This window comes from Streptomyces inhibens (assembly GCF_003389455.1).
Classification (GTDB): domain Bacteria; phylum Actinomycetota; class Actinomycetes; order Streptomycetales; family Streptomycetaceae; genus Streptomyces; species Streptomyces inhibens.
This window is the reverse complement of the sequence record NZ_QUAC01000425.1, coordinates 1-13,895: the sequence shown is the minus strand read 5'-3', so window position 1 is coordinate 13,895 and position 13,895 is coordinate 1. Positions and strand designations below refer to the sequence as shown.

The window sequence follows — 13,895 nt, the reverse complement described above, 5'->3', positions numbered from 1 at the left end:
CGCGCTCGCCCGCCCGCCGCGGGATCCACACCAGCCGGGCGCCGGTGGCGGTGGCGGCGCGGAGCGCGGCGGTCAGCGCGCCGGGCACCGACGCCAGCCGCTCACCGACGATGATCACCGAGCCGTCCGCCCGCAGCGCCTCGGCCGCGGCGAGCCCCTCGCCCTCCAGGCCGACGCCGCCCGCGAGCGCGTCGAGCCATTCGGTCTCGGTGCCGGGCGCGGCCGGCAGCAGTGTGCCGCCGGCCTTGATCAGCCCGCGGGAGGCGTAACCGGCCAGCCCGTACGTGCGCTGCCCGCCCTTACGGTGCGCCTTGCGCAGCCGCAGGAAGACCCCGGGGGCCTCCTCCTCGGCCTCGATACCGGCCAGCAGAACGGCCGGCGCCTTCTCCAGCGCGGTGTACGTGATGCCGCTGCCGTCCAGGTCCCGGCCGCGGCCGGCGACCCGGGCCGCCAGGAAGTCGGCCTCCTCGGCGCTGTGCACCCGCGCCCGGAAATCGATGTCATTGGTGTTCAGGGCGATCCGGGCGAACTTGGCGTACGCGTAGGAGTCCTCGACGGTCAGCCGGCCGCCGGTCAGCACGCCGGTGCGGCCCTTGGCCGCGGCCAGTCCGCGGGCCGCCGCCTCCAGGGCCGCGGGCCAGCTCGCCGGCTCCAGTTCACCGGACTCCCGGTTGCGTACCAGGGGGTGCTCCAGCCGGTCGCGCTGCTGCGCGTAGCGGAAGGCGAACCGCCCCTTGTCGCAGATCCACTCCTCGTTGACCTCGGGGTCGTTGGCGGCCAGCCGCCGCATGACCTTGCCGCGCCGGTGGTCCGTACGGGTCGCGCAGCCGCCCGCGCAGTGCTCGCACACCGACGGCGAGGAGACCAGGTCGAAGGGGCGGGAGCGGAAGCGGTACGCGGCGGAGGTGAGCGCGCCGACCGGGCAGATCTGGATGGTGTTGCCGGAGAAGTACGACTGGAAGGGGTCGCCCTCTCCGGTGCCGACCTGCTGGAGGGCGCCGCGCTCGACCAGCTCGATCATCGGGTCGCCGGCGATCTGGTTGCTGAAGCGGGTGCAGCGCGCGCACAGCACGCACCGCTCGCGGTCCAGCAGCACCTGGGTGGAGATCGGCACCGGCTTGGCGAAGGTGCGCTTCTTGCCCTCGAAGCGCGACTCCGGGTCGCCGACCTGCATCGCCTGGTTCTGCAGCGGGCACTCGCCGCCCTTGTCGCAGACCGGGCAGTCCAGCGGGTGGTTGATCAGCAGCAGCTCCATCACCCCGCGCTGGGCCTTCTCGGCCACCGGGGAGGTGAGCTGCGACTTGACGACCATGCCGTCGGTGCAGGTGATGGTGCAGGAGGCCATCGGCTTGCGCTGGCCCTCGACCTCGACGATGCACTGCCGGCAGGCGCCCGCCGGGTCCAGCAGCGGGTGGTCGCAGAAGCGCGGGATCTCGATGCCGAGGAGTTCGGCGGCGCGGATGACCAGCGTCCCCTTGGGGACGGAGATCTCGATGCCGTCGATCGTCAGGGTGACGAGGTCCTCCGGCGGGATCACCGCATCGCCGCCCCCCGAGGGAGCGTTCGTGGCGACGGTCATGCGTTCACCCCCAGGTGAGCGTCGTTGTCGGCCCAGAGGGTCGACTTGGCGGGGTCGAAGGGGCAGCCCTTGCCGGTGATGTGCTGCTCGTACTCCTCGCGGAAGTACTTGAGCGAGGAGAAGATCGGCGAGGCGGCGCCGTCGCCGAGGGCGCAGAAGGACTTGCCGTTGATGTTGTCGGCGATGTCGTCGATCTTGTCGAGGTCGTCCATCCGCCCCTTGCCGGCCTCGATGTCGCGCAGCAACTGCACCAGCCAGTAGGTCCCTTCGCGGCAGGGCGTGCACTTGCCGCAGGACTCGTGCGCATAGAACTCGGTCCAGCGGGTGACCGCCCGTACGACGCAGGTGGTCTCGTCGAAGCACTGCAGCGCCTTGGTGCCGAGCATCGAGCCGGCCGCGCCGACGCCCTCGTAGTCGAGGGGGACGTCGAGGTGCTCGTCGGTGAACATCGGCGTCGAGGAGCCGCCGGGCGTCCAGAACTTCAGCCGGTGGCCGCGGCGGATACCGCCGCTCATGTCGAGCAGCTGGCGCAGGGTGATGCCCAACGGGGCTTCGTACTGGCCGGGGTTGGTGACATGGCCGCTGAGCGAGTAGAGCGTGAAGCCCGGGGACTTCTCGCTGCCCATCGACCTGAACCAGTCCTTGCCCTTGTTCATGATCGCGGGAACCGACGCGATGGATTCGACGTTGTTCACGACAGTGGGGCAGGCGTAGAGGCCGGCCACCGCCGGGAAGGGGGGACGCAGCCGGGGCTGTCCGCGACGGCCCTCCAGGGAATCGAGCAGCGCGGTTTCCTCACCGCAGATGTACGCGCCGGCGCCCGCGTGCACGATCACATCCAGGTCGAGTCCCGAGCCGAGGATGTTCTTGCCGAGGTAGCCCGCCGCGTACGCCTCGCGTACGGCTTCGTGCAGCCGCCGCAGGACGGGCACGACCTCACCGCGCAGATAGATGAAGGCGTGGTTCGAGCGGATCGCATGACAGGCGATCACGATCCCCTCGATGAGGGAGTGCGGGTTCGCGAAGAGAAGGGGGATGTCCTTGCAGGTCCCGGGCTCGGATTCGTCGGCGTTGACCACGAGATAGTGCGGTTTGCCGTCGCCCTGCGGGATGAACTGCCACTTCATGCCGGTCGGGAAGCCCGCGCCGCCGCGGCCGCGCAGCCCGGCGTCCTTGACGTAGGCGATGACGTCGTCGGGGGGCATCGCGAGCGCCTTGCGCAGGCCCTCGTAGCCCTCGTGCCGGCGGTAGGTCTCCAGCGTCCAGGATTCGGGCTGGTCCCAGAAGGCGGACAGGACGGGCACGAGGAGCTTTTCGGGGCTCGACTCTCCACCGGTCTCCGGCCGGGGGGCGCCCCCATATTCGGCTGCCACGGTCATCACTCCCCCTCCTCTGCGCTCGGGCCGGCCGGGTGCTGCTTGTCGGAGGCCGAGGTTTCGTGCGGTGCGTCGTGTGAGCTCGGGTGACCCGGGGGTGCCTGGCCGGAGGGGTGGCCGGAGGGGGGTTCTTCGGTCGGGCCGTCGGCGGTGGTGCGCGGCGCGATGACATGGTCGGCGCCGCGGCCGGGGGCGCCCTCGCCCCTGGCGAGCCGCAGCCCGATCAGCGAGGCGGGCCCGGCGCCTCCGGTGGCCTCGACGGCGCCCGGCCGCTCGTCCGGGAATCCGGCGAGCATCCGCGCGGTCTCCTTGAAGGTGCACAGCGGTGCGCCGCGGGTGGGCTCAACGGTCCGGCCGGCCCGCAGGTCGTCGACGAGCTGCCTGGCGGACCGGGGCGTCTGGTTGTCGAAGAACTCCCAGTTGACCATCACGACGGGGGCGAAGTCGCAGGCGGCGTTGCACTCGATGTGTTCGAGGGTGACGGTGCCGTCCTCGGTGGTCTCGCCGTTGCCGACGCCGAGATGCTCCTTGAGCTCCTCGAAGATGGCGTCGCCGCCCATCACCGCGCACAGCGTGTTGGTGCAGACCCCGACCTGATAGTCGCCGCCGGCCTTGCGTCGGTACATGGAGTAGAAGGTCGAGACGGCGGTGACCTCGGCGGTGGTGAGGTCGAGCAGCTCGGCGCAGAAGCGGATGCCGGTGCGGGTGACATGCCCTTCCTCGGCCTGGACGAGGTGCAGCAGCGGCAGCAGCGCCGAGCGCGAGTCGGGGTAGCGGGCGATCACCTCCTTGGCGTCCGCTGCCAGCCGGGCCCGTACGTCCGCCGGGTAGTCCGGGGCGGGGAGTGCGGGCATCCCCAGCTGCACGTCGTGGTTTGCCGGAGTGGCGTTCACCGGTCGACGCCTCCCATCACGGGGTCGATGGACGCGACGGCGACGATGACGTCGGCGACCTGGCCGCCTTCACACATCGCCGCCATGGCCTGCAGGTTGGTGAAGGACGGGTCGCGGAAGTGCACCCGGTAGGGGCGGGTGCCGCCGTCGCTGACCGCATGCACGCCCAGCTCGCCCTTGGGTGACTCGACGGCGGCGTAGGTCTGTCCCGGCGGGACCCGGAAGCCCTCGGTCACCAGCTTGAAGTGGTGGATCAGGGCCTCCATCGAGGTGCCCATGATCTTCTTGATGTGGTCGAGGGAGTTGCCCAGGCCGTCCGGGCCGAGGGCCAGCTGCGCGGGCCAGGCGATCTTCTTGTCCGCGACCATCACCGGGCCGGGCTCCAGCCGGTCCAGGCACTGTTCGACGATCCGCAGCGACTGGCGCATCTCCTCCAGCCGGATCAGGAACCGGCCGTAGGAGTCGCAGGTGTCGGCGGTCGGCACCTCGAAGTCGTAGTTCTCGTAGCCGCAGTACGGCTGCGTCTTGCGCAGGTCGTGCGGCAGTCCGGCGGCGCGCACGATCGGCCCGGTGGCGCCGGTGGCCATACAGCCGGCCAGGTCGAGATAGCCGATGCCCTCCATGCGGCCCTTGAAGACGGGGTTGCCGGTGGCGAGCTTGTCGTACTCGGGGAGGTTCTTGCGCATCTTCTTGATGAAGGCGCGCACCTGGTCGACGGCGCCCGGGGGCAGGTCCTGGGCGAGGCCGCCGGGCCGGATGTAGGCGTGGTTCATCCGCAGGCCGGTGATCAGCTCGTAGATGTCGAGGATGAGCTCACGGTCACGGAAGCCGTAGATCATGATCGTGGTGGCGCCCAGCTCCATACCGCCGGTGGCGATGGCCACGAGGTGGGAGGACATCCGGTTGAGCTCCATCAGCATCACGCGGATGACCGTGGCCCGGTCGGGGATGTCGTCGGTGATGCCGAGCAGCTTCTCCACGGCCAGGCAGTAGGCCGTCTCGTTGAAGAACGGCGTGAGGTAGTCCATCCGCGTCACGAAGGTGGTGCCCTGCGTCCAGGTCCGGTATTCGAGGTTCTTCTCGATGCCGGTGTGCAGATAGCCGATGCCGCAGCGGGCCTCGGTGACGGTCTCGCCGTCGATCTCCAGGATCAGCCGGAGCACGCCGTGCGTGGAGGGGTGCTGCGGCCCCATGTTGACGATGATCCGCTCGTCGTCGGACTTGACGGCGGCGGCCGCGATCTCGTCCCAGTCACCACCGGAGACGTTGTAGACGGTGCCCTCGGTGGTCTCGCGGGCGAGGGACTCCTGCGTGTCGAAGTCGCTCGACGTGCGGTGGCCGTTCGAGGAGTGGGAGTGCGGTGCAGTAGTCATCAGCTGTACGACCTCCGCTGGTCGGGAGCCGGAATCTGGGCGCCCTTGTACTCGACGGGGATGCCGCCGAGCGGGTAGTCCTTGCGCTGCGGGAAGCCCTGCCAGTCGTCCGGCATCATGATCCGGGTCAGCGCCGGGTGGCCGTCGAAAACGATTCCGAAGAAGTCGTAGGTCTCGCGCTCGTGCCAGTCGTTGGTCGGATAGACGTCGACGAGCGAGGGGATGTGCGGGTCGGCGTCCGGGGCGGAGACCTCCAGCCGGATGAGCCGGTTATGGGTGATCGAGCGCAGGTGGTAGACGGCGTGCAGCTCGCGGCCCTGGTCGCCGGGGAAGTGCACCCCGCTGACGCCCGTACACAGTTCGAAGCGCAGCGCGGGGTCGTCGCGCAGCGTCTTGGCGACGGTCGGCAGATACTCGCGCTCGATGTGGAAGGTCAGCTCGTCGCGGTCGACGACGGTCTTGGTGATGACGTTCTCGGGGATCAGGCCCTGTTCGTCGAGGGCGCCCTCCAGCTCGTCGGCGATCTCGTCGAACTCTCCGTAGGCTCCCTCGGCGCGTGGCCCGCCGTACGGGCGCAGGCTCGCGCCGGGCAGCCGGACGGTCCGTACGAGGCCGCCGTAGCCGGTGGTGTCGCCGCCGTTGTTGGCGCCGAACATGCCGCGGCGGGTGCCGATCACCTCGCCGGTGTCGTCGCGCTGCGCCGGAACGGCCTCCTCCTGGCCGTTCGGCTCGCCGGGACGCTCGGGGTTCTTCTGCTCACTCACCGCAGCAGCCCTTTCTTCCCGGACGAGAGGGGCATCTCGATCAGCGGGAGCGCCTTGAGCGCCGCTTCCTCCGCCTCGCGGGCGGCCTGCTGCTGATTGACCCCGAGCTTGGTGTTCTGGATCTTCTGGTGAAGCTTGAGAATCGCGTCCATCAGCATCTCGGGACGCGGCGGGCAGCCCGGCAAATAGATGTCGACGGGGACGATGTGGTCGACGCCCTGGACAATCGCGTAGTTATTGAACATTCCGCCTGATGAGGCGCAAACCCCCATGGAAATCACCCACTTCGGGTTCGGCATCTGGTCGTAGACCTGCCGCAGAACGGGCGCCATCTTCTGGCTCACCCGGCCGGCCACGATCATCAGGTCCGCCTGCCGCGGTGAGCCGCGGAAGACCTCCATGCCGAAGCGGGCCAGGTCGTAGCGCCCGGCGCCGGTCGTCATCATCTCGATGGCGCAGCAGGCCAGCCCGAAGGTCGCCGGGAAGACCGATGATTTGCGCACCCAGCCCGCGGCCTGCTCGACAGTGGTCAGCAAAAAGCCGCTCGGCAGCTTCTCTTCAAGTCCCATGTGTGACCCCTAGTCCCATTCCAGGCCGCCACGACGCCATACATAGGCGTAGGCGACGAAGACGGTGAGCGCGAAGAGGAGCATCTCGACGAGCCCGAAAAGCCCCAGGGCGTCGAAGGTGACGGCCCAGGGATAGAGGAAGACGATCTCGATGTCGAAGACGATGAAGAGCATCGCCGTCAGGTAGTACTTGATCGGGAAGCGACCGCCACCGGCAGGGTGTGGCGTCGGCTCGATTCCGCACTCGTACGCCTCGAGCTTGGCCCGGTTGTAGCGCCTGGGTCCGACGAGGGTGGCCATGACGACGGAGAAGATCGCAAAGCCTGCCCCGAGGGCTCCCAGTACGAGGATGGGCGCGTAAGCGTTCACCGTCCTCGCTCCCTTCAGTCGACGATGACTGGATGGCGGTCCGCTCGGGCCCTCTGGCTGCCCCGTGGAGATCGTGCATATGTGAGGCAGTTCACAAGCCCGAACCGCCTGCATCTTATGCCCGCTGGTCTGTGATCTGCGACACGGGGTCGAACAACGCCTTTGTGATCTCCACCACCCGGCGAAGGATCATGAAGTCGGATGAGCGGTGATCTTCATACGCGAAGCGCGCGAGTGATCACGAGAGGTGACATTCACATGGGTTACCGCTGGTCAGGGCGGGGTTGCCAATATCAAGTGGTAGCCGCTACAGGCAAATTGGTGCTGGACGCGCCCAACTGCTATATGAGGCGCACACCGTGGACACGATCCGCCCGTGACCCGACCGTGATCGTCGGCGCGTGCCCCGATTCACGAGCGGCCGGCCCGCGCCGGGTCACGGGAACATAACGGACACTCAAGAGTGACCTATCCCACGCGATTTCATGCACTAGGTCCTTGACGCCCGGGAAGCCTTGGCGTGGCGGATGCGGAAGTGATAGGCCCCCGCCGAGGTCGCATGGAGCGCCAAATGCCATGCGTAGGAACATGATCGCGAAATTCGGACATCGCGCCGCTGGCTCGCCGGGCGGACAAAAGTCCGTTTTGTTCGTCGCGTACGCGTCAAGTGTGGCGCACTGCACCTTTCTTGGCAGCAACCTCCGGCTCCTGATAGCCGTTATTGCCATGTCCACGAACGCACTCATACCCAGCCACCGGAAGCCCCGCCGTTCCGCGTCCTCGCGGGCCCTGCGTGCGGGCGTGACCGGTGGCTTCCTCACCCTCGCGGTGACCGGCGCGACCGTGCCGGCCAACGCCGCGGAAAAGCCCGTCGCCGAGACCCAGGAGATGCCGACGATCACGACGGCGCTGGCAACCAGCGCCGCCCGGAGCGCCGACACCGCCGAGCAGGTCGCGTTCAACTACGAGCGTCAGGCGCTCCAGGAGAGTGCATTCACCAAGGCCGCCAAGGCCGCGGAGAAGCACAAGGCCGAGGCCGTGAAGAAGGCCAAGGCCGAGGCCAAGAAGAAGGCCGAGGAGGCCCGCAAGGCCAAGGAGGCCAAGGAGGCCGCGCAGGCCCGTGCCTCGCGCTCCTCCGAGCGGTCGACCCTGTCCGCCCCGGCGTCCGCCTCCACCGGCACCGGCAGCACCGCCACGCTCGTCGCCTTCCTCAAGGCGCAGCTGGGCAAGGCCTACGTGCTCGGCGCCAGCGGCCCCTCGTCGTACGACTGCTCCGGCCTGACCCAGGCCGCGTTCAGCCAGATCGGTATCGACCTGCCGCGTGTGTCGCAGGACCAGTCCACCGCCGGCACCCAGGTCGGTCTGGACAACCTCCAGGTCGGCGACATCCTGTACTGGGGCAGCGCGGGCAGCGCCTACCACGTCGGTGTCTACGTCGGTAACGGCAACTTCATCGGCGCCCAGAACCCGAGCACCGGCATCGTCGAGCGCCCGCTCAGCTACGACATGCCGACCGGCGCGGTGCGCGTCCTCTGAGACCGCCGCGCATCCGGTACCCCTGAAGGACCGCCCCTCCCGCCGCCCGGGAGAGGCGGTCCTTCGCCGTAGTGGGCGGTCTCTCCGGCGGCCGATTCGCGCCGTCCAGCGCCACGATCAAGCCAGGTACGGGCCGAAGGCCGCCCGTGGAGCCACCGATGACCGGTGCGCACCGTTGCATCTCTCGCCATATGCCGCACATCTGCCCGTTGGGCCCCGTGCGGCGCCCGCAGAGAGAGGGACTCCGCGCTCCGATGAACACCCATCGCACCGCCCACCGGATCGTCACCCGGGCCGCGACGGCCGCCGCCCTGGCCACCGCACTCGGCCTGGGCGCGGTCCATACGGCGACGGCATCGGCTCCGTCCGCCGCCCCGCTCGCCGCCCCGTTCGCCGACACCGACCCCGACGGCGGCTGGCACCAGGACGGGCTGGCGCTGAACGCCGCGGACAACAAGAAGGTGGACGCGTTCGTCGCCCGCGCCCGGCGGGCCGAGCGCTCCATCACTCCGCAGATCCGCGCGGCCGCCCGGCTCAGCCACGCCGATCTGATCGGCTTCGACCAGCGGCTGAAGTCCCCGGACTCGCTCAAGCGCAAGGTCGCCACCTCGATGCAGGAGTCGCCGGGGCAGACCGTGGACACCTCGCTCGGCAAGATCAATGACGCGGTCCGCTTCACCCTCCAGTGGCCCGCCGGGAGGTACAGCCAGGGCGTCGACTCCGCGGCCGGGCTGCTGTCCTCCTGGGGCAACGACAGCACCCGCTGGTCCAACACCTGGAACCGGACCGCCGGCTACAAGGCGGTCAACTCCGCCTGGCGCGCACCCCGCTCCCACCAGCTCTTCGAGGTCCAGTTCCACACCCCCGAGAGCAAGGCGGCGCAGCTGGAGACGCACAAGCTGTACGAGGAGCAGCGGCTGCCCGGCACTCCGCCGGAGAGGGTGCGGGAGCTCCAGGAGCAGCAGAACGCGATCTTCGCGGCGGTGCCGGTCCCGCCGGGCGCCGACCGGCTGACCGCCCCGGCCCGCCACCTCCCGGCACCGGACCCGGCCCGCCGCCTCCCCGCTCCGGCCCGCGTCTGAGTGGGCTGACGGACACGGGACACCCGCCGGCCGCGGCTCACGCCTTGATGAACTCCAGCAGATCGGCGTTGAGCTGAGCGTGATGGCTGGCGTAGATGCCGTGGCCGGCCGTCGGGTACTCCTTGTACGTGGTGCCCGGGATCAGCTCGGCGGTGCGGCGGCCGGTGACCTCGACCGGTGCGGAGAAGTCGGCCGCGCCGTGGACGACAAGGGTCGGGATGCCGATCTCGCGCAGCCCGGCCCGGTGGTCGGTGTGCAGCACCTCCCGCTGCGCCTGCAACGTCGCCCACGGCGAGGCCGACAGACACTGCGCCATGGTGTGATCGATCAGGGCCGGCGAGACCTCGTTGCCGAGGTGGGTGGCGAAGAACGCCTGCGCCTGGCGGGCCAGCCACTTGGGCCGGTCGGCCCGCATCTGCGCCATCGACGCCGCCATGGCGGCCTCCGGCAGGCCGTGCGGATTGTCGTCCGTCTGCTTCAGGAACGGCAGCATCGCCGCGATGAACACCGCACGGGTGACCCGCTCCGAGCCGTGCCGCGCCAGGTAGCGCGCGATCTCGGCGCCGCCCAGGGAGTGCCCGACGAGGGTGACGTCCCGCAGATCGAGGTGCGCCAACAGGGCGGCAAGATCGTCGGCGGTCGAGTCGACGTCGTATCCGGCCGAGGGGCGGTCCGAGCGGCCGTGGCCCCGCCGGTCGAAGGCGACACAGCGGAAGCCGCGCTCCGCGAAGAACGGGATCTGGTACTCCCACATGTCGGTGTTGAGCATGGCGCTGGCCACGAACACGATCGTCTCGCCCTGGCCGTAGTCCTCGTAGAACAGCCGCGTCCCGTCATGCGTCTCGAAGAACATGCCGAATCCTCCCGTTTACGGTCGTGTGCCACGCGGTGTCCGTGACGTTCACAAGATTCGCGGCGGGCGGAGGAGGACTCAATTACCTCTCGGGTCATGGCCGGCGAGTGGCGTCTGCCTCGGTTACCAGCCCGCGCCCGCCAGCTGCTTGGTGGTGACGTTGAGCCGGTTGAAGAGGTTGGTGAGGCCGATCGTCAGGATGATCGCCGACAGCTGCTTCTCGTCGAAGTGGTCGGCCGCCTCGTCCCAGATGTCGTCCGGCACCGGGTCGGAGCGGTCGGCGAGCCGGGTGACCGCCTCGGTGAGCGCGAGGGCGGCACGTTCGGCGTCCGAGAAGTACGGCGCCTCGCGCCAGGCCGCGACCGCGAACAGCTGCTCATCGCTCACGCCGTTCTTCCGGGCGCTCTTGACGCCCCCGTCGACGCAGAAGCTGCAGCCGTTGATCTGGCTGGCGCGCTGATGCACCAGCTCCAGCGTCGACTCCGGCACCCCGCCCTTCCGCGTCGCCTTGGCCACGTCGAGGAGGGGCTGCATGGCCTCGGGGATGACCACCGCGGGGTTCTTCATGCGTGCTTCCATCGCTGCGCTCCTTGGGAGATCTCGTCGTCACTGCACTGACGGATCCCGGCCGGAGGATGTGACAGGAGCGGCCAAGAATTTCTTCGCCCGCGGTTCTACGCCTTCGGGGCGACCTTGCTCAGACCGTTGATGATGCGGTCCATCGCATCGCCGCCCGTGGGGTCGGTGAGGTTGGCGAGCATCTTGAGGGTGAAGCGCATCAGCAGCGGGTGGGTCAGACCGCGCTGGGTGGCGATCTTCATGACCTTGGGGTTGCCGATGAGCTTCACAAAGGCGCGGCCGAGCGAGTAGTAGCCGCCGTAGGTGTCCTTGAGGATCTTCGGGTAGCGCTGCAGCGCCAGCTCGCGCTGGGCGTAGGTGGCGCGGGCCTGCGCCTGCACGATGACCTCGGCGGCGATGGCGCCGGACTCCATGGCGTACGCGATGCCCTCACCGTTGAACGGGTTGACCAGGCCGCCCGCGTCACCCACCAGCAGCAGGCCCTTGGTGTAGTGCGGCTGCCGGTTGAAGGCCATCGGGAGGGCGGCACCGCGGATCGGGCCGGTCATGTTCTCCGGCGTGTAGCCCCAGTCGGCGGGCATCGAGGCGCACCACGCCTTGAGGATCTCGCGCCAGTCCAGCTCCCGGAACGCCGAACTGGAGTTGAGGATGCCGAGGCCGACATTGCTCGTACCGTCGCCCATGCCGAAGATCCAGCCGTAGCCGGGCAGCAGCCGGTCCTGGGCGCCGCGCCGGTCCCACAGCTCCAGCCAGGATTCCAGGTAGTCGTCGTCGTGCCGGGGCGAGGTGAAGTACGTCCGCACGGCCACGCCCATGGGGCGGTCCTCGCGCCGGTGCAGGCCCATGGCCAGCGAGAGCCGGGTGGAGTTGCCGTCGGCGGCGACGACGAGCGGGGCGTGGAAGGTGACCGGGGTGGTGTCCTTGGAATCGGATCCGGGCTCGCCGAGCTTGGCGTGGACGCCGGTGATGTGGCCGGTCAGCTCGTTGATGATCGGCGCGCCCACATTGCAGCGCTCGTAGAGCCGCGCGCCGGCCTTCTGCGCCTGCCGGGCCAGCTGCTCGTCGAAGTCGTCGCGCTTACGGACCAGTCCGTAGTCCGGGTACGAGGCCAGCTCCGGCCAGTCGAGCTGGAGCCGGGAGCCGCCGCCGATGATCCGCAGGCCCTTGTTGCGCAGCCAGCCCGCTTCCTCGGAGATGTCGATGCCCATCGCGACCAGCTGCTTGGTGGCGCGCGGGGTCAGCCCGTCGCCGCAGACCTTCTCGCGGGGGAACGCGGTCTTCTCCAACAGGAGGACATCCAGACCGGACTTGGCGAGGTGGTAGGCGGTGGCCGAGCCGGCGGGCCCGGCACCGACGACGATCACATCCGCGCTGTACTCCGAGCGGGCTGTGGTCACGGAATCGGTCACGGACGCGGACTCGGTCACGGCGGTGTCTCCCGGAAGTCGATATCTGGATATCTGGGTGCCGACCGGCACTGGGCATGTGCAGTCTATGGGGGCCTTGGTGATCAGAACCTGAAGGGTTGTCCCATGAAGCCTGTGACCACACCGCCCCCCGCCGTCGAGCTGCGCGTGCCCACCGACGAGGACGCACTGAACTGGCACCGGGTCTTCAACGACCCGGATGTCATGGAATTCCACGGCGGCGCCCCCGCCGAACTCTCGGTGTACGACGAGCTCACCGCGCGCCAGCGCAGGCACCACGCGGAGCTGGGCTTCTGCCTCTACACACTGCTGGATCCGGCGGACGGCGCGGTCATGGGGTTCACCGGCGCACAGCCGTGGCCGTGGGAGTGGGGCCCGGCCGGTGAGATCGAGATCGGCTGGAGGCTCGGCCGCGCGTACTGGGGCAAGGGGTATGCGACGGCGGCGGCGCAGGCCGCACTGGATTCCGTACGGGCGGCCGGCGTCCGGCAGGTCGTCGCGATGGTGGACGCACGCAATGAGCGGTCGCTCGCGGTGACCCGGCGGCTGGGGATGCGGCGGGAGGAGACGGTGATCACGCCGACGAGGCAGCGGGAGGCGTACTGCCACCGTCTGGAGGTATGAGGCGTCGGGCCCTCGTGCGCGGCACGAGGGCCCGGCCATCACCCATCGGACAGGCCCTAGTCCACGTCCACGTCGCTGACCGACCAGCTGCTCAGCGCCGTGCTGAACACCTTGTCGTTCTCCGGGTCGTAGAGGGCTTCCAGGCACTCGTAATAGATGCTGTATTCGGTGCCGTCGGCGGCGACATACGCCTGGTCGATGGCGTGCACGGTGTTCCCCGTGTCATTGACGTAGGTGAACTCCCAGCGGGCGCCCGCGCTGTTCTGGAAGGTGTTCTTCCGCAGCTCCGTCCGCTGGTAGTTCGTCCGCTTCTCGGCGCCCTTCTCCATGCTCAGGAAGTTGTCGTACGAGGACTGCGGGGCGTTGGCGATGACGCCGATGCGCAGGTAGGACTTGCCGACCGGCGCCTTGTAGTCGGTCTGGGTGCCCTTGGTCGAACGCTTCCAGTCGTGCTGCACGGCGAGTGAGAACCCGTAGGGGTCGTGCTTCTGGACGAAGCCGTCGGGGAGGCCCGCGGTGGGCTCACCCGTAGGGGTGGCGGTCGGCCCGCCGCTCGGGGTCACCGTGGGGGACGGGGTCACGGACGGGGTGGGGCCGTGGGTGGGCTGTCCGCTCTTGACCGCGGCCGGCTTGTCGGCCTTGGTGTCGCTGCCGCCCCGGTGGTTCTTGAAATACAGCGCACCGGCCGTCGCACCGCCGCCGACCAGGAACGCGGCCAGCGCCAGCGCCAGCCACTTCACCGCACGACGGCGCGGCGCGGGCGGCGCTTCGGACAGCGCCTCGGGCGGGGCGGCGCCCGCCTGCGGCGGCGGTACCGGATGCTGACCGAGCTGCACGGGCGGCAGGTCGGCCGCGGTGGGGGTGGGGGTGG

14 protein-coding genes are annotated in these 13,895 nt (G+C 69.4%); 3 read left to right on the top strand and 11 right to left on the bottom strand.

Annotated elements, in window-relative coordinates; translation table 11 throughout:
- From DY245_RS37120 to DY245_RS37090, 7 genes are all read right to left on the bottom strand, one after another.
- The coding region (locus DY245_RS37120; RefSeq protein ID WP_128511497.1) for an NADH-quinone oxidoreductase subunit G at positions 1 to 1,579 on the bottom strand (1,579 nt) is incomplete at its 3' end.
- Positions 1,576 to 2,958 (bottom strand): NADH-quinone oxidoreductase subunit NuoF, encoded by a 1,383-nt coding sequence (gene nuoF / locus DY245_RS37115; protein ID WP_128511496.1) that lies wholly within the window; start codon positions 2,956 to 2,958, stop codon positions 1,576 to 1,578. The genes DY245_RS37120 and nuoF, both read right to left, overlap by 4 nt.
- Positions 2,958 to 3,809, bottom strand: a complete 852-nt coding sequence (gene nuoE / locus DY245_RS37110) for an NADH-quinone oxidoreductase subunit NuoE (RefSeq protein WP_128511499.1) — start codon at positions 3,807 to 3,809, stop codon at positions 2,958 to 2,960. The genes nuoF and nuoE overlap by 1 nt, the downstream gene beginning before the upstream one ends.
- 35 nt (positions 3,810 to 3,844) lie before the next feature.
- On the bottom strand, positions 3,845 to 5,221 hold the full coding sequence (locus DY245_RS37105) for an NADH-quinone oxidoreductase subunit D (protein ID WP_128511495.1): 1,377 nt from the start codon (positions 5,219 to 5,221) through the stop codon (positions 3,845 to 3,847).
- A complete protein-coding gene (locus DY245_RS37100) occupies positions 5,221 to 5,985 on the bottom strand; it encodes an NADH-quinone oxidoreductase subunit C (protein WP_128511494.1) in 765 nt (254 codons plus the stop codon). The genes DY245_RS37105 and DY245_RS37100 overlap by 1 nt, the downstream gene beginning before the upstream one ends.
- A complete protein-coding gene (locus tag DY245_RS37095) occupies positions 5,982 to 6,554 on the bottom strand; it encodes a NuoB/complex I 20 kDa subunit family protein (RefSeq protein WP_128511493.1) in 573 nt (190 codons plus the stop codon). Before DY245_RS37095 ends, DY245_RS37100 begins: the two co-directional genes overlap by 4 nt.
- A gap of 9 nt (positions 6,555 to 6,563) precedes the next feature.
- Positions 6,564 to 6,923: an NADH-quinone oxidoreductase subunit A gene (locus DY245_RS37090; RefSeq protein ID WP_128511492.1), complete on the bottom strand. Its 360-nt coding sequence runs from the start codon at positions 6,921 to 6,923 to the stop codon at positions 6,564 to 6,566.
- Positions 6,924 to 7,649: 726 nt separating this feature from the next.
- Here DY245_RS37090 and DY245_RS37085 point away from each other — a divergent pair.
- Together DY245_RS37085 and DY245_RS37080 are read left to right on the top strand one after the other, a co-directional pair.
- Positions 7,650 to 8,459 (top strand): C40 family peptidase, encoded by an 810-nt coding sequence (locus DY245_RS37085; RefSeq protein WP_128511491.1) that lies wholly within the window; start codon positions 7,650 to 7,652, stop codon positions 8,457 to 8,459.
- 254 nt (positions 8,460 to 8,713) lie between these two features.
- Positions 8,714 to 9,541 carry an ATP nucleotide 3'-pyrophosphokinase gene (locus tag DY245_RS37080; protein WP_128511490.1) on the top strand — a complete coding sequence of 276 codons (828 nt, stop codon included), beginning with the start codon at positions 8,714 to 8,716 and terminating at the stop codon, positions 9,539 to 9,541.
- Between the two features lie 37 nt (positions 9,542 to 9,578).
- Here DY245_RS37080 and DY245_RS37075 read toward each other — a convergent pair whose 3' ends face one another.
- From DY245_RS37075 to DY245_RS37065, 3 genes are all read right to left on the bottom strand, one after another.
- The gene (locus tag DY245_RS37075) at positions 9,579 to 10,394 is read right to left on the bottom strand and encodes an alpha/beta fold hydrolase (protein WP_128511489.1); all 816 of its coding nucleotides are present in this window, start codon (positions 10,392 to 10,394) and stop codon (positions 9,579 to 9,581) included.
- 123 nt (positions 10,395 to 10,517) lie between these two features.
- Positions 10,518 to 10,973, bottom strand: coding sequence for a carboxymuconolactone decarboxylase family protein (locus DY245_RS37070; protein ID WP_128511488.1), 456 nt, complete (start codon positions 10,971 to 10,973; stop codon positions 10,518 to 10,520).
- A 95-nt stretch (positions 10,974 to 11,068) separates the two neighbouring features.
- Positions 11,069 to 12,370 carry a geranylgeranyl reductase family protein gene (locus tag DY245_RS37065; protein WP_128511498.1) on the bottom strand — a complete coding sequence of 434 codons (1,302 nt, stop codon included), beginning with the start codon at positions 12,368 to 12,370 and terminating at the stop codon, positions 11,069 to 11,071.
- 135 nt (positions 12,371 to 12,505) lie between these two features.
- Between DY245_RS37065 and DY245_RS37060 the strand changes: the two genes are divergently transcribed.
- A complete protein-coding gene (locus DY245_RS37060; protein ID WP_128511487.1) occupies positions 12,506 to 13,024 on the top strand; it encodes a GNAT family N-acetyltransferase in 519 nt (172 codons plus the stop codon).
- 56 nt (positions 13,025 to 13,080) lie between these two features.
- Here the strand turns inward: DY245_RS37060 and DY245_RS44985 are convergent.
- A partial coding sequence (locus tag DY245_RS44985; RefSeq protein ID WP_181924037.1) for a PT domain-containing protein occupies positions 13,081 to 13,895 on the bottom strand: 815 nt, incomplete at its 5' end.

What these genes read in the sequence shown, in the direction of transcription:
- nuoF (WP_128511496.1), bottom strand. Translation starts at nt 2,958, where the DNA reads ATGACCGTGGCAGCCGAATATGGGGGCGCCCCCCGGCCGGAGACCGGT.
- nuoE (WP_128511499.1), bottom strand. Translation starts at nt 3,809, where the DNA reads ATGCCCGCACTCCCCGCCCCGGACTACCCGGCGGACGTACGGGCCCGG.
- DY245_RS37105 (WP_128511495.1), bottom strand. Translation starts at nt 5,221, where the DNA reads ATGACTACTGCACCGCACTCCCACTCCTCGAACGGCCACCGCACGTCG.
- DY245_RS37095 (WP_128511493.1), bottom strand. Translation starts at nt 6,554, where the DNA reads ATGGGACTTGAAGAGAAGCTGCCGAGCGGCTTTTTGCTGACCACTGTC.
- DY245_RS37085 (WP_128511491.1), top strand. Translation starts at nt 7,650, where the DNA reads ATGTCCACGAACGCACTCATACCCAGCCACCGGAAGCCCCGCCGTTCC.
- DY245_RS37080 (WP_128511490.1), top strand. Translation starts at nt 8,714, where the DNA reads ATGAACACCCATCGCACCGCCCACCGGATCGTCACCCGGGCCGCGACG.
- DY245_RS37075 (WP_128511489.1), bottom strand. Translation starts at nt 10,394, where the DNA reads ATGTTCTTCGAGACGCATGACGGGACGCGGCTGTTCTACGAGGACTAC.
- DY245_RS37070 (WP_128511488.1), bottom strand. Translation starts at nt 10,973, where the DNA reads ATGGAAGCACGCATGAAGAACCCCGCGGTGGTCATCCCCGAGGCCATG.
- DY245_RS37060 (WP_128511487.1), top strand. Translation starts at nt 12,506, where the DNA reads ATGAAGCCTGTGACCACACCGCCCCCCGCCGTCGAGCTGCGCGTGCCC.